This window comes from Bacillus alkalicellulosilyticus (assembly GCF_002019795.1).
Taxonomy (GTDB): domain Bacteria; phylum Bacillota; class Bacilli; order Bacillales; family Bacillaceae_F; genus Bacillus_AO; species Bacillus_AO alkalicellulosilyticum.
Map to the genome: position 1 here is coordinate 868,879 of NZ_KV917381.1, position 22,777 is coordinate 891,655.

The 22,777-nt window shown below is 37.5% G+C and carries 19 protein-coding genes, 1 tRNA gene and 1 pseudogene; 17 read left to right on the forward strand and 4 right to left on the reverse strand.

All coding sequences use genetic code 11. The features are described 5' to 3' along the window. Positions 1 to 70 precede the first annotated feature (70 nt). The 5 genes from BK585_RS04600 (at position 71) to BK585_RS04620 (ending at position 3,912) form a co-directional block, all read left to right on the forward strand. Positions 71 to 152: transfer RNA gene (locus BK585_RS04600), tRNA-Leu, on the forward strand. 183 nt (positions 153 to 335) lie between these two features. Beyond that, positions 336 to 1,328 (forward strand): tyrosine-type recombinase/integrase, encoded by a 993-nt coding sequence (locus tag BK585_RS04605; protein WP_078552183.1) that lies wholly within the window; start codon positions 336 to 338, stop codon positions 1,326 to 1,328. 18 nt (positions 1,329 to 1,346) lie between these two features. Further along, positions 1,347 to 1,604: a hypothetical protein gene (locus BK585_RS04610; RefSeq protein WP_078552184.1), complete on the forward strand. Its 258-nt coding sequence runs from the start codon at positions 1,347 to 1,349 to the stop codon at positions 1,602 to 1,604. A gap of 664 nt (positions 1,605 to 2,268) precedes the next feature. Beyond that, positions 2,269 to 2,970, forward strand: a complete 702-nt coding sequence (locus tag BK585_RS04615; protein ID WP_078552185.1) for a hypothetical protein — start codon at positions 2,269 to 2,271, stop codon at positions 2,968 to 2,970. A gap of 357 nt (positions 2,971 to 3,327) precedes the next feature. Beyond that, positions 3,328 to 3,912, forward strand: coding sequence for a recombinase family protein (locus BK585_RS04620; RefSeq protein ID WP_078552186.1), 585 nt, complete (start codon positions 3,328 to 3,330; stop codon positions 3,910 to 3,912). Between the two features lie 699 nt (positions 3,913 to 4,611). Here the strand turns inward: BK585_RS04620 and BK585_RS04625 are convergent. Beyond that, positions 4,612 to 5,016, reverse strand: a complete 405-nt coding sequence (locus BK585_RS04625) for a hypothetical protein (protein WP_139367495.1) — start codon at positions 5,014 to 5,016, stop codon at positions 4,612 to 4,614. Between the two features lie 759 nt (positions 5,017 to 5,775). Between BK585_RS04625 and BK585_RS04630 the strand changes: the two genes are divergently transcribed. The 4 genes from BK585_RS04630 (at position 5,776) to BK585_RS04645 (ending at position 11,967) form a co-directional block, all read left to right on the forward strand. After that, the gene (locus BK585_RS04630) at positions 5,776 to 6,420 is read left to right on the forward strand and encodes a helix-turn-helix domain-containing protein (protein ID WP_078552190.1); all 645 of its coding nucleotides are present in this window, start codon (positions 5,776 to 5,778) and stop codon (positions 6,418 to 6,420) included. Between the two features lie 217 nt (positions 6,421 to 6,637). Then, on the forward strand, positions 6,638 to 6,874 hold the full coding sequence (locus tag BK585_RS04635) for a helix-turn-helix domain-containing protein (protein WP_078552191.1): 237 nt from the start codon (positions 6,638 to 6,640) through the stop codon (positions 6,872 to 6,874). Positions 6,875 to 6,931: 57 nt separating this feature from the next. Then, positions 6,932 to 7,642, forward strand: a complete 711-nt coding sequence (locus BK585_RS04640; protein ID WP_078552193.1) for a hypothetical protein — start codon at positions 6,932 to 6,934, stop codon at positions 7,640 to 7,642. Positions 7,643 to 9,456: 1,814 nt separating this feature from the next. Then, positions 9,457 to 11,967 carry a sugar-binding protein gene (locus BK585_RS04645; protein WP_078552195.1) on the forward strand — a complete coding sequence of 837 codons (2,511 nt, stop codon included), beginning with the start codon at positions 9,457 to 9,459 and terminating at the stop codon, positions 11,965 to 11,967. Positions 11,968 to 12,255: 288 nt separating this feature from the next. Here BK585_RS04645 and BK585_RS04650 read toward each other — a convergent pair whose 3' ends face one another. Next, entirely contained in the window at positions 12,256 to 13,509 is a 1,254-nt protein-coding gene (locus BK585_RS04650) for an endo-1,4-beta-xylanase (RefSeq protein ID WP_078552197.1), read from the reverse strand. Positions 13,510 to 13,823: 314 nt separating this feature from the next. Here BK585_RS04650 and BK585_RS04655 point away from each other — a divergent pair, with 314 nt between their 5' ends. Beyond that, positions 13,824 to 14,195, forward strand: coding sequence for a PadR family transcriptional regulator (locus BK585_RS04655; RefSeq protein WP_078556610.1), 372 nt, complete (start codon positions 13,824 to 13,826; stop codon positions 14,193 to 14,195). Continuing rightward, a complete protein-coding gene (locus BK585_RS04660; RefSeq protein WP_078552199.1) occupies positions 14,147 to 14,929 on the forward strand; it encodes a VanZ family protein in 783 nt (260 codons plus the stop codon). Before BK585_RS04655 ends, BK585_RS04660 begins: the two co-directional genes overlap by 49 nt. A 113-nt stretch (positions 14,930 to 15,042) precedes the next feature. Here the strand turns inward: BK585_RS04660 and BK585_RS04665 are convergent, their stop codons facing one another. Together BK585_RS04665 and BK585_RS04670 are read right to left on the reverse strand one after the other, a co-directional pair. Beyond that, positions 15,043 to 16,155, reverse strand: coding sequence for an ABC transporter permease (locus tag BK585_RS04665; RefSeq protein WP_245805777.1), 1,113 nt, complete (start codon positions 16,153 to 16,155; stop codon positions 15,043 to 15,045). Positions 16,156 to 16,157: 2 nt separating this feature from the next. Continuing rightward, the gene (locus tag BK585_RS04670) at positions 16,158 to 17,087 is read right to left on the reverse strand and encodes an ABC transporter ATP-binding protein (protein WP_078552203.1); all 930 of its coding nucleotides are present in this window, start codon (positions 17,085 to 17,087) and stop codon (positions 16,158 to 16,160) included. A 174-nt stretch (positions 17,088 to 17,261) separates the two neighbouring features. Here BK585_RS04670 and BK585_RS04675 point away from each other — a divergent pair, with 174 nt between their 5' ends. The 6 genes and pseudogenes from BK585_RS04675 to BK585_RS04705 all read left to right on the forward strand — a co-directional run bounded on the left by BK585_RS04675 (position 17,262) and on the right by BK585_RS04705 (position 22,306). Further along, a complete protein-coding gene (locus BK585_RS04675) occupies positions 17,262 to 17,705 on the forward strand; it encodes a hypothetical protein (RefSeq protein WP_078552205.1) in 444 nt (147 codons plus the stop codon). A 149-nt stretch (positions 17,706 to 17,854) separates the two neighbouring features. Beyond that, entirely contained in the window at positions 17,855 to 19,687 is a 1,833-nt protein-coding gene (locus tag BK585_RS24370) for an HNH/ENDO VII family nuclease (RefSeq protein ID WP_245805778.1), read from the forward strand. A gap of 1 nt (position 19,688) precedes the next feature. Further along, positions 19,689 to 20,117 carry an SMI1/KNR4 family protein gene (locus BK585_RS04685; RefSeq protein ID WP_078552207.1) on the forward strand — a complete coding sequence of 143 codons (429 nt, stop codon included), beginning with the start codon at positions 19,689 to 19,691 and terminating at the stop codon, positions 20,115 to 20,117. Positions 20,118 to 21,008: 891 nt separating this feature from the next. Then, positions 21,009 to 21,404 (forward strand): hypothetical protein, encoded by a 396-nt coding sequence (locus tag BK585_RS04695; protein ID WP_078552211.1) that lies wholly within the window; start codon positions 21,009 to 21,011, stop codon positions 21,402 to 21,404. Positions 21,405 to 21,506: 102 nt separating this feature from the next. Beyond that, a pseudogene (locus BK585_RS04700) lies at positions 21,507 to 21,866 on the forward strand (LXG family T7SS effector ribonuclease toxin YxiD); the annotation flags it as partial. Continuing rightward, a complete protein-coding gene (locus BK585_RS04705) occupies positions 21,866 to 22,306 on the forward strand; it encodes an SMI1/KNR4 family protein (protein ID WP_078552212.1) in 441 nt (146 codons plus the stop codon). The pseudogene BK585_RS04700 and the gene BK585_RS04705, both read left to right, overlap by 1 nt. The last annotated feature ends 471 nt before the right edge of the window (positions 22,307 to 22,777 follow it).

Here is a 22,777-nt window from a genome sequence, read left to right on the forward strand (position 1 = left end):
GAAAAAACTACTGAATCTTTGCTACAACCAATAGCAAATTTTTGTTTTATTACTGCCTTATTAATAACATGCCGGTGTGGCGGAATTGGCAGACGCGCACGACTCAAAATCGTGTTCCTCACGGAGTGTCGGTTCGACCCCGACCACCGGTACTTTTTTACGATTTACATACGTTAGTCTTAACGGACAATATACGAGAATATAGCGAAATATCAAGCGTTTTCTACTACGAGTAGGAGGCGCTTTTTTGTGTTTTATAGCGCCTTTATTACCGCAGACTACACTTTTCTAATCGTGCGTAACGGTTTATTACTACGATAGGAGGTATGTGTGATATGGCAAGACGTAGCAATGTTTTAGACGAAGGCGAATTAGCTATTATGAAAAGAAAGTCCAAGTCGTACGTAGAGACGTTCGAGGACGCAATAAACCTCTTTCTAAAAGACTGTGAGATACGCAATCTTAGACCTCATACTATTCGTTTTTATCAAAGCGAAATTAACACTTTTCTAAACTACTTAAAAGAACAAGATATAGACGTAAATGTACTAAAGCCTTACAGCGTTACAGAAGAGCATATAAAAGAAAATGTAATACTGTATTTACGCAAATACAAAGGGGCTAGAGTAGTCACAGTTAATACTAGACTGCGTGCGTTACGTGGGTTCTTTAATTTTCTACACAGGGACAAGCATATACCACAAAACCCATTCGAACATATAAAACTACTGAAAGACCGCAAGCATGTTATAGCGACCTTTACGAAAGAGCAGCTAAACAAGCTATTTAGACAGCCTGACCTAAAGACGTTTACAGGTGTAAGAGACTATACGATTATGTTGCTCTTTTTAGAGACAGGCATACGAGCTAATGAGGCGATAGGGCTAACTTTAGCAGATATACGGTGGGAAGATAATTTAATATGCGTTCGTAACGCAAAGAGCTATCGAGAGCGTTTAGTACCTATGCAATCGACTATGAAAACGCAGCTAAAGAAGTATATTGCGATAAGAGGCTATGCTGAGACAGACGCATTATTTATAAGCGTTGACAATACGCCCTTATCAAAAAGGGGACTACAGCAGCGTATTACGAAGTACGGCAAACTAGCAGGAATAAAAGGCGTCCGTTGTAGTTGTCATACGTTTAGGCATACTTTCGCTAAGTTAAGCGTACAGCATGGGGCTAACATATTCGAGCTACAAGCTATCCTAGGACATACGAGCATGGAAATTGTAAAAACATACGTAAACTTGTTTGGTACAGACGTTAGAGACAGTCACAAGAAGTTTTCACCGTTAAAGGTACTAGAGAAAAGAAGGCACTAGTAGAAAGGGGCGCATTAGATGGCTACGATTGATACACTGACCATACTAGACGGATATGTACAGGGAAGGAGCTTTATACTGCAAAAGTTAGCAGGATATGCAGTAGAAGGGAAATATAGCGCAGAAGGGCTAGCGTTATTCGCTAGGCTAATAGACAGCAAAGGGGAAGTGCTTGTAGTAAAGATTGATAACGAAAGACAGGTAAGGCTAATAGTAGAGCAATCTATACAGTTAAGAAAGGAACTACTAGAGTTAGCAGGGGAGTTAGAGGCATAGAAAAAACGTACGCTGCAACGTACGCCAGTAAAACAGCAAACGAACTAAATACAGGACAAGCCGTATAGTCCGACAATTTATAGCTTTCATTCTATCGAAAAAAAATAGAGAGTGCAAGGCTTAGTTTCCTATTGTCTTTTTTAGCTATACGACAGTCCTATCGTGGAATAGCCTAGTAACACGATACTAAACTAAACTTGACAGGTGAGCTTAGCCAATGCGAAAAATAAGCGTGTCTACAAAAAAGCGTTTCCCTATTTGCGCAGTAGATAGTCTAGGTGAAAGCTACCATAAGTGCTGAACGAAGGAAGGGTAGACGCTCTCGGGCGTGTAGGACAAGCCATAAGTACGAAAGGAAACTGCTAGGGCTACTTGGCGCAGTAGGCTTGTTAGGAGAAATCCTGCGATAAATAGGGCGTGTACAATACGGAAACCTTAACTTGATATACCATCATATATGTGAAGTCGCCTGCTACTTACTAACGCTTGTTTTTTTCTTGCGTTACTAGGTAGTCGATTTTCGTCCCAAGCCGTTTTCCTTCCTTTCAACCCATCAAACTATAAACCAAAGTAAGTAGAAACTAGTATATTTATACTTCCAATTTTTTGATATACTAAGGCTATATAATAAAATAATGTTTTGGTGCTATAGAGGGGGAAAGTGATGTTACTAACAATAGATGACTTACCTAAAAAAGTTTACAAGTTTATGACACCATCTAGGCTTAATAGCCTATCTTTAACAAGTCAAATATATATAAACCATTTAAATAACTACCCTGAAGATATGTTAGGAAAAGAAATAGGTGACAACCTAGAAGGACATTTAAATAGTCATATTAATATAGGTGATTATACATTTGGAAAGAAAGAGAATGCCCAACAGCAAAACATAGCTTTAGATAATATAGTTCAAGACCTAGGGTTCATTAGTTATGATAATACAAGCACTATCCATGTAACAAACTCGAGTTTTACTAATAAAATAGTAGATAATAATTATTTTGTATATTGTGTCTGCCTCTCTTTAGATAATTCTGTAAAAAGAGAATTTGGTGGTGCTATGCAAGTAATACATGACTTTCCACGTTATATCAAAGCTCTAACTATGGAATTGGAGAATAGGGGGATAGAATTGTTTGATGCTGGAGCCTGTGAATATATTTCAAAAAGGAAACAAGTTTTTACTGAAAAAGATAAAGAGATTATATTAAAAAAGCCTTATTTAATTAAGGATAAGAGATATGAATATCAACTTGAATATAGAGTGCTATGGAAATATAAAAATAATAGAATTATCAATGAACCTGTAAAAATAAATAGTAGGGAAGCCTTAAATAAATATTGTAGCTTAACTTTAAAGTAAGACGATTACCTTGTCGTCTATTTTTTTTGTAAACTATTGCTTATATTTGTAAACTATTGGCATTGAAGTGCTCTAACGTATTCTAGGGTTTGCAATTGTTTACATTGTCAATATGTAGGGGGGAGCATTTTACTAACGCTGCTCTTTCCTACCGAGAGGCAATGCGCAAACTCAAGGGGTATTATTGAATATTATCTTTCAAAAGCAGCAACTAGAGTGTTCGTATTCCCTAAAAGTATAGTAAAAGGGAATAAAGTTCTAACCCTTGATTTTACTAGCTTTATAAATTCCCTATTTTAATTCCCTAAATGATATGCTAGAGTTAGGGAAACGAGATACGAAGAGGGGAGATACATAATGACAATTTACGGATATGCGAGAGTATCAACGAAAGACCAAAACTTAGAGACGCAGCTACAGCAGCTACAGGCTAGGAAATGCGACGTTATTATAGAAGAGAAAATGACTGGCGCTACATTCAAGCGACCAAAACTAGAGCAGCTACTAAAGGACGTTAACGAAGGCGATACTATTATCGTGACGAGAGTAGACCGTCTAGGGCGTAACACACAGCAGCTACTACAGTTAGTCGAAGACCTACAGCAGCATAACATATCGCTTTACATTATTGAACTAGGTATAGAGGCGACACATAGAAACGGTAAGCTCTTTCTTACAATTTTGTCAGCGCTCGCAGAGAACGAAAGAGAACTACTAGCAGAAAAGCGTACCGCAGGACTAGAGAACGCTAAAGCTAAAGGCGTCAAACTAGGGCGCAAAGGTATAGCTAAAGGAAAGCTAGAGCATGCGCTAACCTTATGGAAGCAGGGAGATATGACTATTAAGAAAATAGAAGAGAGTACAGGCGTAGGTAAGTCGATACTATATAGAGAGATACAAAAGCGAGGACTAAAACGAGAGGAAATACAGGGCGCTATATAAGCGCTCTTTTTGTATGCCTATACATGTTTATACACGCCTGCAAATAGGCTCATACGCTTATATGCGCTTATATATGAGGCACTATATGAAACTATATATGGCGCAACAGTAGGCTATAGACGAGTTAGGGTAACAAGGGGCAGCTAGTAGAGGAAATAGTCTTGTTGTATTTGCTTATAGGGTGCAATATACGGTTATACGCTGCTATGTATTACAACAGTTTAGGGCTATGTATGTTACTAACGAAAATAGGGCGCTATAGGACAACACAGGGCTACGCATACTTATATACATACACTTACCTAATACCTTAATGTATAGCATTATTCTAGCTAGCTGCTGCGCTTGTTAGTGTTGGTGACAGAGCAGGAGCAGCGAAAAGAACAAAGAAAGCAGAATGTTATTGAAAGCTCATTTCCTTCTGTTTAGGCGCTCTTTCTTTAGTCGTTAAAGATTGTACTAACTTGCGTAAAAGAATGTATACAGAGGAAATATAAGCGCCACAAGCTGCAAAAAAAGCCGTCTCCGCCCAAGCCCCATAGCATTCCCTACACTACTACCGCACACAAATTAAACAATATATTTTTTAACTCAAGGGGTAAAAAAAGAGCGCATATGCTAAGCGGCAGTAGGACGCCTAACAAATACGCCTATTTCTTTCCTAAACTAACGCACTCGTTAGATCAAGAATCCTCAATGTTAATCTCTTTGTATTAGATTAACTTGATTACCTTGCTGGTCATATGCAATATAATCTGCCTCTTCTAAATTCTGGTCACTAAAAATAATCCATAATGATACACCTTTAGATTTTACGTTTTTAGCAAGGTTACCATGAACTTCTACCTGCTCAACTTCTGGATTGTTACTAATAAAATAGGAGAAGTAATATGGAATTCTATCGCTTTTTCCACTAACTGAAATTCCACCATCCTCATCCAAACTACCTCCGCCACCAATATGTTCCATGTTAGATAAAGATAAATCAAAAACATCGTAAAACAGTCTATTAGCAACAGTGTAAAAGACAAAAACAAAGTTATCTTTTATCTCGAAATGAACAATTTCATCGTAATAAATATCAGAATTATTTAGTCCATTCACTACCCTTTCTTCCAGAGTAAATTCTTCATTCGAGCAACTTACCATTAACAAAACAAACACTATCAAAAAACATATTCTATGTAATTTCATGCTAACCTCCATCGTTAAAATATTACAGAAATCTTTCTTCAACTCTTCTGCTTCGTTAGTTGAATAACTATATTTTAGCATTTTTTAGATATAAAAAGAACGATAATATTTGTTAGTTAAACAACCTACAAAGGGAGAATGTAAAGCGTTCCTAATCCCTTAAAATAACATAGGCGCAGAATGTATTTTATTGGGATGCTACTACGTACCATAATTAGTGCCAATGGGCGCCTATATAGATATGAGCAAAAACATAATTTGTTTAGTTTGTAAAATGAGCTTATAAAGTCTGTGTTTAAGAATGAAAGCACGCCTTTGTTGTTTTGTCAAACGAACTGCGAAACACTGAATTATCAATTAGTAACTACTAGAGTGTTTTCGTTAGTATTTGCGGTAGTGCGCTCGTTTATATCTCCTTTAGGTACTATAAGAAGAACTAAAGTAAAAAGAACTAAAGTAAAAAGAACTAACAATGTATTCACTAAAGTGAATGCGTAGACGCAGAAACTATATATATAAAGATAATGCGGAAAGAACTTTAAAAGAATAATAGAATAACTAAACGCTATGCACTATAGGAGATACCAAGAGAACTATCCACCTGCGCCTATAAATGTGTGGGGCAGTTATTACGCTGCTTTAACGATTAATAGCGTAGGGGGTATAAAGATGGAAAACAAAGACTGTCGCATAGACAGAGCAAAAGCTACAAAAAAGGAAATAGCAAAAATAAGGGAGTATGCGCATAGCCAAAAGGAACAACTAAAAGATAACGGAGGGTGGAGCGTTCTACCTAACGCAATATATAAAACGGTAATCCCTAGAATAATTAGTGACGCATACGATAAAGCATACGCAGGAGCAAAGCGTAAGCCAGACGTAAAGGACATAGCTTTATTGTATGGTATTCTATTAAGCTATGCGAATACAGAAGAAAATAACGATTATAAAGGCGCTAGTTGGGTAAGCACGACAAAACTAGCAGAGCATATGCGAATAAGTAGAAATCGTATAGCGCCGTTATGTAACATATTAGAGGCAAACGGACTAATAAAGACAGTAAACTTTTACGAAGGTATTAAGAGGAGAAAGCTATATTTTGCGTTACATGTTACAAAAGTAAGCGATGATGGGTTTGTAATAAACGAAGATGGTGAAAAAATAAAGCCTACCCTTGACGTATATAGAGTGTTGACACAACAGGCTAAAGATAAAGGAAACTTAAGCACTACGACAGAAATAAAGAGCGTATCTAGTGCGGAAGGTATAGAGGTAGAAGAGGAAATAGATGATAATTCAGAGATAATATGGTAAATAAGAAAAAGTATAAAAAGCTATACAAGAAATGGTGTGGCATAAGTACCTAATAGTAAGGGAACTCGTCATTCCCTAGAACGCTTTATATAAGCGTAAGGACGTTATGCAAAAGTAATACGTCATAAAAGGAGAGAGAACTAGTTAGCCCTAGCTTCTTCTCTTTTTTATTTGTTTTTAATGTGACGATATGTACTAGTAAAGGGGATAAGGGTGAATGGAGATAACAGTTAACATGCTGAAAGTAATTAGAGCAGTAGCAGCGCACAGGCAGATAGATACGGCTGAAAAGCTAGGCTATTCACTTAGTTACATTTCAAAAGTAGAGAGAAAGGAGCGTAAGCTAAGTAAACAAGCCGTATTGCGTGTTATGGACGCCTACGGGCTAAGTACAGAGCGCTTAGAGCAAGTACGAGTAACAGCAAAAGAGTACGAACAAAAGGGGCTATTATAATGCACAAGGAGCGAAAGAGAAAAGAAGTATTTACAAACACTAAAGGGGGCTACCATTATGAATAACTACACCGAGACTATTAGAGAGAACTATAAGAAAGTGTATGACTTGAGAAACACCGCAGCAGGTGCAATGCGTGAGTTTTATGTTTTACCTTATCTAGAGCAGCGAGCAGCTATTAACGCTAATCGTAACCTATCTGATGAAGGCAAGCAACGCAAGCTTTCAGAACTTACACAAAAGCTTGAAGACGACATAATGCAATTCGCTAGTGATATGCAGAGAGTAAAAGACGAGGCACTAGAAAACGCTAATAAAGCAGCGCAACAAATGCTAATACAGCCGCTAGAAAAGGTAGACGATGTAACGCAAGAAATCTTTAACGAGAAAATGCGAGAAGTACAAGCTAGTGTTACGTTTGCAACTAACGCAAAAAGTGCGATAGAGGCGCTAGGCACCGTATTAGATACACAAGAACCAATTCTTGCAAAAGAGGCAGCAGAGGTAATACAAAGTCTAGCAAGAGAAGTAATAGCAATAGCTAACGAAGACGAAAAGCAGCAAGTAAAGCAACAGCTAGGGCGTATTCATTCGGAGCTATACGAGCGAGGCTTGCCACAAGGGGCGCAGGAGGCAAAAGAAACGCTAGAGGCAGTAAAGAGTATGCGTCAAAGCAGTTTGATGCCGCAAATCGTTGTGGACTATTTAGGTAGCTATAGCAAAACGCTAAAAGAGTATGTGAACAAGCCGTATAACTATAGAAAATAACGTAGGAAGACAGGCGCAGGCAACAGCTTTAAAGAGCTAGAGCTTGCACTATTTTTTTTGTAAGAAAAGTCTTGCATACCGAATGCTAGACGAGTATAATGGATTTTAATACCAATCGTGCGAATACGATTAAAGTGAGTGTAGTAGACGAGTACAATGGACGCTGAATATATCGCAATATCACGTATTAAAGACGTATAGTAAAAATTTTCGGCACGACTCAAAATCGTGTTCCTCACGGAGTGTCGGTTCGACCCCGACCACCGGTACCATTAAATAAAGTTAGGTTAAGTTTAATAAAGTTTAATTACTCACAAGTGTTGATACATCAACATTTGTGAGTTTTTTTAACTTTTAGGAAAAAATAGAAAATGGTAGGATTTAGCTGGTATTACACAAATTTTACACAAGGAACTTCCAATAAAAGTAGTAGACCATTACCCAAAAGCGCTATGAATGGCCCAGTATCATTATAAGTTTTGCATCATTGCATATTTCGTTTGTTTGTTTTAGTGTCTATCAATATGCGGATAAATTAAAGCAACGGTTTAAAGTGCCAGACCCCTTGTACGGTGATACCTTACCGTGCTGGGGGGCTGGCACATATTTTTATGCAGTCACACTTTTCAACTCTTGTTCCTCGTGATGATGTGAAAGTAGAAGAAGCTCTCAGTGTATAACTTTACTGTATTGGGGACAGGCACTATTTTTTCTCTTTAGAAGTTGTTCGTACAACATAAAATTCTTATTAATTTATTTCTTTATTATTAGCTCTATAAAACTATGATTTTAGCTATAGATTGCAAGAAAAATAACATTCTACCACACTAGAGTCAAGAAAAAGGTAATGGGACAATTGCGCTATTTTCTTGAAAAAGTATTGTGTATTTAAAAGTAGATATATATAATACTTGTATGTTCAAATATATAGTTTGTGATGTTTACTGCTCACTTGTACGTATATGAGGGTGTCGTTTTATGTAAAATGTAAGCGCTTTCTATCGAATATCTGTTGTACTTTGCTATATACGTATCAATTTTTTGTGTAATCTATGATTACGTAATTAGTAAGGAATGCACATAACACTTATAGTAAACTTGTAAGTACATTTAAAAACTCACAGGCATTATTAAGTGCCAAAGATAAGGTAGAAGTGTTGCATGCGGAAAATGACCTTTGTGTTGATCACAAAAGCAGGGCATTTTTAGTAACAAGATGATATGTCAGTGTAAAAGGAAGTTCCTTTTGAAAAATAGACAGCAGTTGCACTGATGTGCTAATAGGTATTTTGGAAGACAAAGAAACGAGTATACGTACAGCATAAAAGCAGAAGTAATTGAAGGTGAAACGGTTAAATATCTAACGCATCGATAGCCTAATACAATTGTTCAACGAGTATTTAGTAAAGTTAAATATCAAATGAATTGCCAGGTCGGTAAAGCCGCCGAAAATTTATCAATGTCTTCAGAAGACGCTGACCTTTATAAGTCGGTCATGAAAGAAGACTGATTTAATTAGCTTCCATGTTCAGATGAAGTTCAGTCTCCACTTGACTCCCTGAGCGAAGCGAATTAACTGTGGTAAGCAGTTAATCACACTATTGATATGTCAAAGAAAGACATATATTTTCCAGTTAATTTATATTAAATCTGAGGTTTGTAACTGGAAATTATTCAACCTAAACCTCACAAATAAGGAGTTGGTTTTAGAATACATAAATTACTTTAATTGGTGCTATTGTGTGTTTTTTTTATTAGTAGCAACGCTTAGTTTTGATTCACCAAAGAAAGAAAAAATGAGGAGGATTCAATCTATGTCAAAGACTTTTAAAAGAGTATTCACTTTTCTCTGTTGCTTGGCAATGTTGGTGCCGATGACGCCTGTAGGCTTTGCCGAAACTGACCTAGGATCAAGCATATTGACAGATGAGACAGCGACAGCCGTTTACGGGACTCCCGAACTTGGGTCGAACGATCCGCTGTGGGAGAAAACAATGGAACATAGCATTAACCGAAGCACTGTACCCGATGACCCCAGACCAAAAGCTACGGGCACAGCCAGGATTCTTTGGGACGAGGACTATCTGTACGCTCGTGTAGTCGTGGAGGACAGCGATGTATTTGTGGGGAATGGTCCGAATCACATGTACGACAGCGTGGAGTTTTATGTCGGCCCAGGCAGAAGCGGGTCTAACCAATGGCGTGTCAGCGCTATGGGGCTGTGGTCTGGAGTGAATGCCCAGGGCAGAGCGGGGTGGACTGAGCTTACGGAAACGGGGTATATCGTGGAGGTGAGATTACCCAAAAGAACCTTGACCTTGGAGGAAGGCCCGTTCACTTTTGAAGTTTATATCAACAACTCATCGTCAGAGGGCAATGACCGTTACGAGGTCGTTTCCAGTTTCGGAGAGCCGGATACGGGTTTTAGCAGCGACGCTTCATTTAGAGACAAGCTAACACTTATTGCCGCAACCGAGCCAGACGACAGATTCTCAATTACAGCCACAACAGGATCGGGCGGTAAAATATCGCCGAACGCACCCGGCAATGTCTTAAGAGTAGGAGAGGGAGAAGACAGAACCTTTACGTTTATCCCCGAGCATGGCCAGATTTTAGATACCGTAACGGTAGACGATATTGATGTGAGTGTAACGGAGGACAATACTTATACCATTGAAAATGTAAGCGCTAACCATAAGATACACGCGACATTCAAAAATGATCCGGGTGCGGAGTTGCTTGACTTTATCGTGTGGAATGACAACTTCGCAAAAGGCGAGTATACAACGGCGGTCATTATTGACTTGGGCGAAGGTAATGCGGTGGAAAACTCCGAACTGACACCGGAGATGTTTACCGTATCGGCCAGGGACACGACCTTAGATGGCACGGCGGTGGCATTTGAAGGAACGCGCAAGATTACAAGGGTTTACGCCAATAATGAACCGAAAGTTCGCGGCTATCTGGGAAGGGTAGCAAATTCGCCGGATTATCAGGACGGATTGGAAAGTGGCCGTTATATCGTAGTCGAGTTTGAATTCTATACAGCGACCGGTGGTGTGACAACGTTGGATGGCAGCAGTAATTCGACGCTGCAAAAATACAGTGTCACTCAAACCGGAGATATCACTCTGACGGAAGGAAGCTCGCTTGAGAATGTGGTTTTTGTGCAAAAAGAAGTTGTGAACCCTATTCTTGACAAGTTTACAACACACTCTGATCATTCAGTCAATCGCGCGCTCTACCTTCATACGAATGAAAATGATGAGACAGTACAAGGATTACCGCTGTATGTATACATCCACGGTATGGGACGCGGCGGCCAAAGCGCTGCAACAGACCAAAAAGCGGCTATGAAATCTGCCAATGGCGCGGTCGCATTGATGAAAAAAATGGGTGAAAACCCCGACAAATATGCCAGCCATGTGCTGAATATTTCCTATAATGGCATTAGTACTCCAAATACAGCCAATGTTAAAGCGGTATTAGACGATTTGGTTACCAGCGGAGCGGTAGACCCGAACCGTATTTATGTGGCGGGCTTCTCATGGGGCGGCCAGTATACGAACAGATTACTTAACGAATATCCTGGCTTTTTCGCGGCCGGCGCTCCGATGTCTCCGGTATCCGGGTCGCCAAACGCGGGTAGTGATGAAGCGCACGCAGACTTGGCTTATTGGATGTTTGTGAATTCTTATGACGGCGGGTCATACCAGACTAACCTCGAAAACTTTATAAACGAGAATCTACCGAAAATGACCAACGCGAGGGCTTCGTTATTTGATAGCAACGAAACTTTTGTATGGCCCTATAATCAATTCGATCAGGCGGATCAGAGACCGAATCCTGAACAGAATCCTCCTTTGCAAGCTTATATAGCGCATGAAGTTGAAGCGGCGGTTCTTTATAATAAGGTATATGAGACAGATTGGAACATGGCACCGACTGCCGGTACTTTAGATAGCAGATACGAAGATGTCTTTGACTGGATGTTCGCGCAAGATTTAGAAGGTGAGAATGTGGGAGAACCAGACCCAACAGATCCAGACCCAACAGATCCAGACCCAACAGATCCAGACCCAACAAATCCAGAGCCAACAGATCCAGAGCCGACAGATCCAGACCCAACAAATCCAGAGCCAACAAATCCAGAGCCGACAGATCCAGACCCAACAGATCCAGACCCAACAGATCCTGACAGTTCAGATAAGCTTCCTGCCACTGCTACAAATTACTACAATATGCTGTTAATAGGATTGGCTCTATTAATAGTTGGAATCCTTACGACTGTTATAAGACGTAAAAAGATGCAAACATCTTCATAATATTGATAGACTGGTTAGCTTATACAACATTAAGACAGGGTGTAAAAGCCTTGTCTTTTTTTGTGCACCTTAATAGGAAAATGGTTTGTTAAGGCAGTAGAATGGAATTATGTCTATTTATCAATCTCATTCAGTAAACTATGGTTATTGACTATAATTTTGAAGAACGGAAGTAAATTACTTTCGTCTAGAAGAAACATGATTGTTAAAACAGAAGTCTAAAATTAGAAAAAGCGCTTGGAAGAAAAGTATCCAAGCGCTTTTAATCGTATCAGTATTAGCCCTCGATTAGATTACCATCCGTACAGTCTCAGCATCTATATCTAATGTAAAGCTTACTTTCTTATCTCCACAAATCAGTTCATAATCCCCTAGGAATCCTTCAAATGAAACCATTCCGTTTTCATCGGTCTCACAAGTCGTGTTTGTATACCAATCGCCTTTGATTAGTTTCTGTAACACTTCATATGACGGTTTTAGACTATTACCTTTTCGGATAAATCCGGAAGGCGCATTAATCCAAGCCCCATCATCACTGAATTCCCAAGAGGAGATGGCTTCTACTAAAGGATGGTTAAATAGGATTGTGTACATTTCTTCTACTTCTTTTGCCTGGCGTTCTTCATGTTCAGGTGTTGACGGCCAATCTGTTACTTTATAGTCATTCAGATCGACAATTTCAGGTGGCATAAGGTGTCCGGATAACAGTGTGTTTTCGGTAAAATGAATAGGTAGTCCAAATTGAGAGAAGCGATCTAATACTTCTTCTAATTTTTCACGACCCCAATATCCTTGATGCTGATGTGACTGAATACCGATGGCATCGATTTGTATACCTGCATTTAGACAGCCATCAAGTAAAATTTCATAGTTAATTGATGTATTAAAGTCATTCAAAAGCAGAGTGGAGCCAGGGTTTGATTCCCTTGTCTTTGCAAACACTTCTTTCACGATACCAACTCGCCCCAAATCTTTTGCAATTCTAGTAATCCCATTATCATATTTATCATAAATAGGCATAATCACCACTTCATTGATAACATCCCACATATCGATTAATCCTTTGAAGTCAGTTACTTCGCGTTCAATTCTTGCAAATTGTGCTTTCAGGATTTCTTCATTACTCATGTCGAGAAGCCATGGAGCGGTTGCTGTGTGCCAGACAAGAGGATGGCCTTTCACTGTTACGTTTCTATCTTTTAACCACTGGGCAGCAGCCTTTAACTCTTGTGTCCGTGGCTTTCCTCTTTCAGGCTCAAACCCACCCCAATAGCCAGGAAATACTCCCCAGTAAAAAGGGAGTGTCGCAAAGTTAAATATATCTAAAAACTTATCTAGTTTCTCTTCCAAAAAGGCAAGTCTGTCTGGTGGTACATTTTTGTTAGCTACTTCAATTGCATTAAAAATCCCACTACCAAACAAAAATTTATGGTTAGTTTGTTTTAATTGTACTTCTTTTCCAACAACAGGATTACCTGATGCATCCACTAGATTAATTCTCTTTGAAGCCATACGGTGTGCTAATTGATTGCTTTGTCCCATTATACTGCCTCCATTTTCATAATCGTTATGTAATGCTTAAACGGAAAACGCTTACAATATTGATTATAACAAACTTTATTTATTCGTTAAACGAACTTCTGGAGAATCAATCATATATTTATTTTGCTGGTGGGAGCAATAAATAATTAATAAAAAAGAAGGTCAGTAGAGTACTTTTATGTATCATTTTCTTCTATCAACTTTACTTTCAATTGGAAATTAGTAACTTTTTTTTGGAAACGAACTTGTAATACGATGTATAAGGTGATACGATGCAAATAGAAACTTTACTTTATATGGGAGTGATGTTAATTATGGATAAAGAAATAATGAAAGGAAGTATTGATATTTTACTCCTTTCGGTCCTTAGTAAAAGGGATATGTATGGGTATGAAATGGTAAAAACATTAAAGGAAAATAGTAATGAACTTTATAGTATGAGTGAAGGGACTTTATATCCTGCACTGAAAAGATTAGAAAACAAAAAATGGCTTACGTCATATTGGGATAACACAGAAGTGGGTGCGAGAAGGAAGTATTATCAAATTACGGATGAAGGGAAAACAGAGCTAGTAAGAAAACTTTCAGAATGGAAAAAAGTAAATAATTTAATAAAAGTATGTTCGGAGGGCATGGCGTGGATAAGAACATCGAGTTGTTTGTTAAAGAAATTGTTAGTGAACTAGAGTGTAGTAAGGAAGAAAAAAGCGATATAGCTGAAGAAGTAAAAGGCCATTTATACTTACTAAAAAATGAGTACCTAGAGCAAGGGATATCAGATGAAGAAGCTACAAAAAAAGCATTGGAGAGTTTTGGAGAATCTAGACAATTAAAAGATGATTTTCAAAAATCTTTATCCCCTTATTATAAAATAGTAAAAATAGGGACGTGGACTTTATTTTGCTTGTACGCATTCATTGTTCTATTTAATCTGCTATTTCAACGAATACTAATTCGTATTAATGATTACATCCATGCTATTTCTAATAATTATGAACTTTTTAATCGTTATTTTTATACTCCACCCAATTCAAATGGTTTTCTAGATATTGAGGTTTGGAAATTAAATGCTAACATTATTCCTTTTCGCAACATGTATAACTACATAGTGAACCACCAGAATTTCAATTTAAATATCGTAATCGATAACACTTTAGGAAACGTTCTTATCTTTATTCCTTTAGGAGTATTTCTTGCCATCATATTTAATAAATTAAATACAATGTCAAAAGTGGTGGTTTGCACTCTAATGATAAGTTTTTCAATAGAATTTCTACAATTCACACTAAGAGTAGGTCAATTTGATATTGATGATATTATACTTAACACATTAGGTAGTGTTATTGGCTATCTTATAGTAAATGCAATAATTAAGGGTGCCAGCTTTTTCAAAATAAGAGTAAATCCTAGTTCTACCTAATTAAACCTAGAAGAAATAATACGGGTAAAATATGATTGTTACAACAGAAGTCTAAAATTAGAAGAAGCGCTTGGGATGCTATCCAAGCGCTTTACTTATTTATTATTTTGCCATTATCTCGTCGCCACAATCGACTTTCTCTTATAAAGCCATGATCCAGCGATAAAGGCAACAACTCCCCAAAGGACCATGATTCCAATCGCTGTCCAAAGACTTGCTGTAAAGATGCTCGTGGAGTAAACCATGCTCTCTCGTAACCCTTCCACAAAATAAGTAAGTGGCAGGATATTGGATATTGGCTGAATCCACTCAGGCATGGTCTCTATCGGAAAGAATACGCCACTCAAAAACATCATCAGGAAGCTGGCAATATTGGCGACTCCCATATACGCTTCGGATGTATTACTAAAAGAGGAGAATAAGTATCCTAACGCGTTAAAAGATAAAGCTCCTAGTAAGAAGACCACGAGTAAGCTAGGGATATTTATGAATACATTAGCCCCAAAAATGAACACGCCAATGAGGGTTAATAAAATAATTTGTATGATACTAAAGAGTAATCGCATGATCATATCACTCAACCCAAAGATATTCATATTAGCTGGAGTCATGCGCAACCTTTTGATTAATCCTTTCCGTCGCATTTCTACTAAATCAACCATACCGAACATTCCACCTTGAGCAATCGCTAACGCAATCATACCCGTCAAAAGGAAGTCTGTATAACTGATTTGGTTACTACTTGAGGTAATCGATTCAAACTGTAATTCATATGTAGGAACGGCACCTGCGGCCTGGAGATTGGCCTGTTGCACAAAGTTATTAAGCATTCCTGATAGAGCTTGGGTAGTTACTCCTTGTTCGTTTTCTCTATTGACGATTAGTAGAATAGAAGTATCATCTGCGGATTCAGGCAAGACAATCGCAGCTTGAACGTCCTGGTCTTTTACAAGTTCATCCGCTTTCTCACGACTTACCGTGTCACCCGTTTCGATTTCTAAAACTGGGATTTGCGTGATTTGCTGTAATAGCATTTCGGATGTAGCATTTTGGTTTTCATTCACAATGGCTACTTTTGCAGAAAACTCATTGTCAGAACCACCCGTAAAGATCACCATAAAGATAGACATTAAAATGACAGGAAAGAATATTCCCCAAAACCAAGCTTGTTTTTCACGAAATGTTAATTTGAGTTGAGCCAGAAACATTTGTTTGAATTGATTCATCATTAATCCCTCCATTCCTTTCCAGTAAACGCAATGAACACATCCTCTAAGCTCATTTCACGAATGGAGACTTGCTCTACCTGATAATTCTTTTCTTTTGTAAACCCAAATAAGCTATATAACGTATTCTCTGGGTCGGTCGACCAAAGAATTAAGGACGCTTCTTCACGCTCTGTTCGGTTGACGGATGGTAGATTGCTAGAAAAGAGGTTTGCCTCTTCCGCAGCCTCAGGTCCATTGATGAAGGACAGGCGTACTTCCCGTTCTTCTGTTAATTTTTCAATCAGTCCTGAAGGTGTATCTAGGGTTACGATTTTTCCTTGGTCCACGATACACACTCGATCACTTAACTTTTCGGCTTCCTCCATATAATGAGTAGTCAAGATGATTGTTTTACCGAGCTTCTTTAGTTGTAAAATGATGTCCCAAATGTTGCGGCGAGCTTGTGGGTCAAGTCCTGTCGTCGGTTCATCTAAAAAAATTATGTCAGGATCACTAATCATAGCTAATCCAATCGCAAGTCGTTGTCGTTGACCACCTGAGAGCTTTTTCACTTGGTTATTGCGGTGGTCAGTCAAGTTAATTAAGGTTAGGATTTCTTCGGTTGGACGGGCTTTATCATAGAAGGTCGCAAATAGGTTCAAGTTTTCTTCAGGAGTTAATAAATCAAACATCGCACTAGATTGAGGCTGTACGCCAATTTTTTGTTTTATCGTTTTTGCATGCTTATCCCAGTTGAACTCTCCAAAACGGATGTCTCCCCCATCAGGTGGAACTAAGCCTTCAATCATTTCTAAGGTGGTTGTTTTACCTGCACCATTCGGTCCGATAATGGTAAAGACCTCACCAGCTTCCACAGAAAAGCTAATGTCTTGAACCGCATGGATGGCACCAAATGATTTTTTTAAATTCTTTACTTCTAAAACGGTCATTTTCTTCCTCCTTCACATAACTAACAATAACATTTACATCGTGTGAGTTTCCAAAGGTGGTTTCATACCTATGCATACGCAACAGCTATAAAAAAAGTAGCGAATTTTTCTAAGTATGATAGGATCAGTGTGTTGCTACGAACTAAAATGAAAATATAGTAGGGTGGTATTCAATTGAAAAAATGGATTCGCTACACAATTCTAGGGCTATTATACATCATATTGTTTGCAATAGGTTTTACGATTTTAGAAAATGTAGAAAGTAAAAAAGTAATACCGTTTGAACACGTACAAATTGGATTCTTTTATAGTACTTATCTTGGATTTCTTGTTTTCCTTTTTATTTATTTGCCACTGACTGTCATAACTGATCTTCTAGCCCGAAAAAGAGTACTGAAGTACCTTTCACTCTTCTTACAGGTAATTTTGTGTAGTAGTGTCGGAGTTGTTGTTGGGAGTTTCATGTTCTCTTTTATAAGTCCGGAGTGGGTTGAAATAGATGGAATTATATTAAATCGTGAGACTTCCTTAAATATCTTTGGAGTCGTTGGGTTTCTATATTCATTAATGACTATGGTTCGGGTGGTGCCTGGCACGACCCAAAATGGCACGCCCTGAATAAGACATAAGGACTACCATATAAAATGGAAATTATTACTATAGTCTCTCACTTTATGTACGCTTTTGTTTTATGCTAGGAGTAACTATTTTCCAAAAAAGAGATTCCTTGAGAAAGGAATCTCTTTGGCATAAAGCGGGGTGGGAATTTGTCTCTAATTGATATACGAATAAAAGAAATACTTCAAGCCACCAGTCAGCTAGAGAAACAAAGGTCAATGATTTCTTCTGCAAGAGGAAATATAAAGGGAGTATCGAATAGTTTAGATAGGAAAATTGCAGCAAGGCGCAACATAGGTGGTCGTCTAGATGAGGTTCAACGTGCTCTTCATGACATCGAACAACAACTAAAGGCTCTTGAGAAGTTTACGAACCAATCAATGACCGCATACTCAAACAATGAAAGAAAACTAGTGAGTTTAGCGAAAAAGTATACACTCTCAAGAAAATCAGTCAAATCAAAGAATTGGAATGCGTTTAAAGGAATCAAAGTAAAATTCACTAAGAAAAAACAGAAAATCCGTCAAAACATAGCTAAGGCCATAGACATCAAAAACATATTCAAAGTGCTAAGCACGACATATATAAAATCTAAAGTGAGACAGGTGTATGAGGCAACAATTAAAGACCCTTATAGTTGGTCAAAACGAATCATTCAACTGACCACACAACAGGTTACTAGTATGTTTCCAACTCATGTATATAGCAAAGACTATCAAATGAGTAAAGCACAAACTGCACTCGATGCAGTAAGGTCAACACGCCCTTGGGTACAAAGCGCAACCAAAACCTTCTATTCTAGTATGATTGAAAATATTGAAAAACAGATAATACAGCCAGTGCAAGCCGTATACACTACGGCTACAAAAATAAAGGAGAGATATCCTTATTGCGTAGCAAGCGTAACCTTTCTCCAAAAGATTTTTCAAAGCTCACTAAACAAGACAAGAAAAACACAAATCGATACGAGTGAAACAGAAGAGTTAACCTTTACTACAGGTACAAAGAAATCGCTAAATAGTTTCAAAGAAATAGGTACGATGATTTGGGACGAACATATGGAAAGATCGGACAAAATGTTTGATTCCTGGGGAGACTTTGGCAATGCGATATCCTTTGGAATACCTAAAGGAATTTATCAAGGTTTAGAGAATAACTATAACGAAATGGTAGAAAATCCATCCTTGAGAACTGTTAGCAATTGGATAACGCTTGGCGGAGTCGATATGACGATTGGAGCAGTGAATCCAGATGATCCCCTTTCCGCAGAACATTGGTTAAACAGCATGGGGTTAGCTGGAACAGTTGTCGGAGGTGGGGCACTTTCCCAAAGTATAAAGTCAGCAACCACAACGACAACAATAAAGCCAGCGACGAAGGTACCGCCGGCTACCAAACCTAGCGGAAATCAAAGCACACAGCCTAACATAACAAATAGTTCAATAGATAATAAGACTGTGACACAACCAAAAGCGGCAGATGGGAATAAGACAGGTAGTCAGGTTGGTACGGTTAAGGGTACGGGTCAAGAAACATATCAACATCTAAAGGATTATAAGAATAATCAATATTTTACTCGGAGTGTAGAGTATAATGCAGGTAAAGATGGCACAGGATTTACTTACAAAGTATATCAAAGAGGAGATATTAATTGGGATATGGTCCGAACAAAAGGTGCTAAAAAAGGGCGTGGGTTAACAAATGCTGAAGCATCTGCGAAATATGGACTTGCTCCTATTCTTGATGATGCAGGGAGTGTTGCAACATTGCATCATTCACAACAAAAAGGTGTTGGACCATTATTTGAAGCTTCTACTAGGTATCATAATATCAGTAATGCTAAAAGAGCTCCACTACATCCTTATAAAGGAAAGTTAAACCCATTTTTTCCAATGGATGAGACAACTAGAGGGGCATTTCAAAAAGTAGATTCTATTAATTATTGGAAAATACGAGGACAAGAAGTTTTAGGAGGAAAATAATATGAATATTTTGCCTGAGAGACTAGATGAAGTTCTAGCAGAACAAATATATAAACGTGAAGATAGCAAGCTAGTACAGGATGCTTTAATAAGGCTAGGTGTAAACGCATCAGATACTTTCCAAGAATTTTATATCAAATATGCAGGCCCTTTTTGGGAAGAACATGTACCCTTTGAATTACTAGATATAGCAGATGAAGAAAATAATATTGAATCATACACACTCATTTGTAGAGAAGAACATGGTTTTTCGAAGCAATATCTTGTTTTAAGTGAAATGTCAGCAAATGCTGTATTAGTGCTGGATACTGCAACAGATAAAGTTTATATAGTTAATTTTGAGGGGGGAGATGAACTGTTTTTAAAAGGAGAGTTAAAAGAAACTTGGTCATCGTTTTTTGATTTCTTGAAGGCATATTTTAATTGTTAATTATTGTTCAATAAAAGAAAATTCAAAGATACTCAAAACCTTGATTGGTAATATGCCTTTCAAGGTTTTTTAACTTAAGAACTCTATGGTAAAAACAATATCATTAAGAACTCTATGGTAAAAACAATATCATTTTTTAATCAAAAGTTCATTATGATAAGCAAGTTGCAAACTTACGAAATTGCTTGTAGTGACGTTTTAAAAAAAACAACACTAACTACTCAAATTAAACTTTTACATGAAACACGAAGCTCGTGACGATAAACAATGGGTAACGTGAGAGTGTTTTTATATTGCTAGGGCTTATAAAGGGTCGTCCATTCTACCAAGCCTAGTGGAAGTCAAGGCACACCAAACATAACAAATAGTTCAATAGATAATAAGACTATGGAGAACCAAGAGCGGCAGAAGGGAATAGGACAGGTAGTCGGGTTGGGGCTGATAAAACTAAGGATACGGGTAATTATTATTCAACTATTAAAAATAAATTTACTTATGAGCAATTACCTAGGATGGTAAGATACTTTCGTATTCTTTAGAGAACGGAAAAGTAAAAGGAATTGATGGAAGAACAGAGGTTGATTTCGTTATTGATAAAAATGGAAACCTTGTTATAGGTAAAAGACACCATGCTTTAGGTAATAAGGATGATGTTCTTGCGGCAGGTCAACTTAAAATAAATGGACAAGGAGAAGTGAGAAGAATAACGAACGAATCTGGACATTATCACCTCACACCTGAAGAGGCAATGAATTACCCTCAACTCCTTAAAAATGCCGGAGTTAATGTAAAAGGTGCATGGATTGAATTATATAGCTACAAAATAGACGCTGATGGTTTCATCATAGATTCCTCGAGAGTGATTTCAAAAAAATTGACGGAGTGAAAAAATTGAAAAAATACATGGATAAACGAACATTTAAAGACCACTTGCTACAAGCCTTAAACGAGATATCAATATCTCGAAATATAAACTTAGAAGGAAATTGGAAGTTTACAGTAGTACCTGTAATTGAACGTGGTAAATCTCTAAACTCTACTGATGAGTATTTGCATCGTGGGATGTTAAATGAAAAGAATTTGAGCGGAAGGGAATTTGACCTCGAATCAGTGGTCAATATGCTTGCGTGCAGGATTCCATTATGTCCTCTCTGGATTAACGTAGAATTTAAAGAAATTAGAGAAGATGTACCAATTATTGAATTGCAAACGAGTTTAAGATTTCGAAATCCTAGCCTGTTACAAAACCAAGACACTGGTCATCCGCCTTTTAAGTCTATTACATAACTGTAAAATAATGACGCGAAATCCTGATTGCCTTCATGCTTTCAGTGTTTTATTTTTTGCGGGGGCTACCCAGTGCAGAATGAACCTTTTTTCATACAATATAAAATAGAGAAGTTGAAGGAAGCCTTAAGAAATAAAGAATCTAAGAAAATGTCACCTATAGAAACAGCTAAGCACAGGGCAGAATTTGATAAAGTAAAAAATAAAGTAATTAAAGAGTGGGAAGTAAATACTGGACAAAAGTGGCCAGTGTATAATGAAAATGTTATTTCCGTAAAAACAGGAAAAATAATTAGGAAAAAGAGAGATAAGTATGATGCTCATCATATAATTGATAATACTTTTGGAGGAGAACATGAATGGTGGAATATTCATCCTGCAAAATTCCCAAATGAGCATCAAGCTGGTATACATGGAACAGGTTCACCAGCTATTTCACTTTTTAAAGGAGGTAAAAAATAATGAGTTATGAATTTATTAAGGCAAACCAAGAAAATAGTTTTTATCTAGTGACTGATAATGAAATAAAAGAAGTTGAGAAGGAACTCGATATAAAATTTCCTAAGGAGTTAGTTACTTTTTATATAGAGGTCGGCTACGGATTTATTAAGGGTTCAGAGTTTAACATTAATCGTATTATGGACCCATATTCAGTAAGAGATTTCCGATTAAGAGTTAATGACTATGAGTTTTATCCCGACATAGAAATCTATGATGAATTTGAGAATAACAAACTATTATTTTTTGAAGGAAGCGAATCAGCTTTAATGTCAATAGAATTAAACGAAAATACGAATAGTGCAGTTTACTATTATGATATTCAAATTGCGAATTCTCTTGAAGAATTTTTAAGGAAGATACAAGAAAATGATAAATATTACTTGGAGCTATTAGCTGATTAAGAAAGATAATAAGACATACTTTGATTATTCAATTTTCATTTACATGAAATTAAAAATCGTGTTGAAGTCAAGGAGTCGATGTCGACTCTATACCCCAGTCAGTTGCCATGGATTTGACAAGTATATCAATTCAAATACCTCTTTTATGTGGATAAGAAGACACTAATATCTACCCTACCAAACCAAATAACACAAACCCAAACGCATGTAGTGAACCGTAAATAGGTATCATATCCATAATGGTTAAGGAGAAGTACTGCTTCAATATCGGATAAGAAATAGAAACGACAATGATACTGTAAAAAGCAAGCGAAGAGATGGTTATCATTATACATGCATTTTATTCCACCTTCACATAACAAACAATAACATTTTCAATCGTTTTTAAGTTCCAGTGGTAGTTTCAAACTCTGCAAGATACTAAGAATGAATTCGGGTGGCACCACCCGAATAAGACATAAGAATCATCAC